1 protein-coding gene is annotated in these 877 nt (G+C 69.2%); it reads right to left on the bottom strand.

All coding sequences use genetic code 11. The features are described 5' to 3' along the window. The coding region (locus tag D7V88_RS41860; RefSeq protein WP_158625291.1) for a condensation domain-containing protein at window positions 1-860 on the bottom strand (860 nt) is incomplete at its 3' end. Window positions 861-877: the final 17 nt, after the last annotated feature.

Here is an 877-nt window from a genome sequence, read left to right as displayed (position 1 = left end):
GTCCGCGTCACGTCCGCGTCCGCGAAGAGCTCCTCGCGTCCGTGCCCCTCCACGTCCACCCGCACCCGAGACTGCCCCGTCCACCGCGTCAGCACGCGCGCCAGCGCCGACACCAGCACTTCATTCACCGTCGCCCGGTATGCACCAGGCACTTCCTGCAACAGCACCCGCGTCTCTTCAGCCTCCAACCCCTCCACCACTCCACGCGCGGACGCCACGCTGTTCGCGCCCGCCGTGTCCACCGGCAGCGCCGGCACTTCACTCGGCTGCGCAAGCCACCACGCCGCTTCCTTCTCCAGCTCCGGCCCGCGCGCGTATGACTCCAGCTTGCGCGCCCACGCCTGGAAGGACGTCGTCTTCGCCGGCAGTTCCACTGCTCGGCCTTCACGCCGCTGCGCGTACGCCGTGCCCAGGTCCTCCAGCAGCACGCGCCACGACACGCCGTCCACCACCAGGTGGTGCACCACCAGCAGCAACCGCGACGTCCGGCCCGCGCCGCGCTCCATCAACAGCGCGCGCAACAACAGGCCTTCATCGAGCCGGAGCCCTGACTGGAACTCCTTCGCGGCAGCCGACATCGCCTCCCGCTGCGCGTCTTCGTCCTCCATGAGCGACGACAGGTCGAGCCGCTGCAACAAGGCCCCGTGTCCGATGCCTGTGTTGTGCTGCGTCCAACCGGAGTCACCGCGCGCGTAACGCATCCGCAGTGCATCGTGGTGCGCCACCAGCGCCCGCAGCGCTTCCTCCAGCCGCTCCGCCTCCACCCCTTCCTTCGCCTCCAGCAGCACCGCCTGGTTGAAGTGGTGCGCCTGCGGCAATTCCTTCTCGAAGAACCAACGCTGGATCGGCGTCAGCGACACCTCGCCTTCCACCAACC

This window comes from Corallococcus terminator (assembly GCF_003611635.1).
Classification (GTDB): Bacteria; Myxococcota; Myxococcia; order Myxococcales; family Myxococcaceae; genus Corallococcus; species Corallococcus terminator.
Note: the sequence above shows the minus strand (reverse complement) of the source record. Positions and strands in the feature narration are given on the sequence as shown.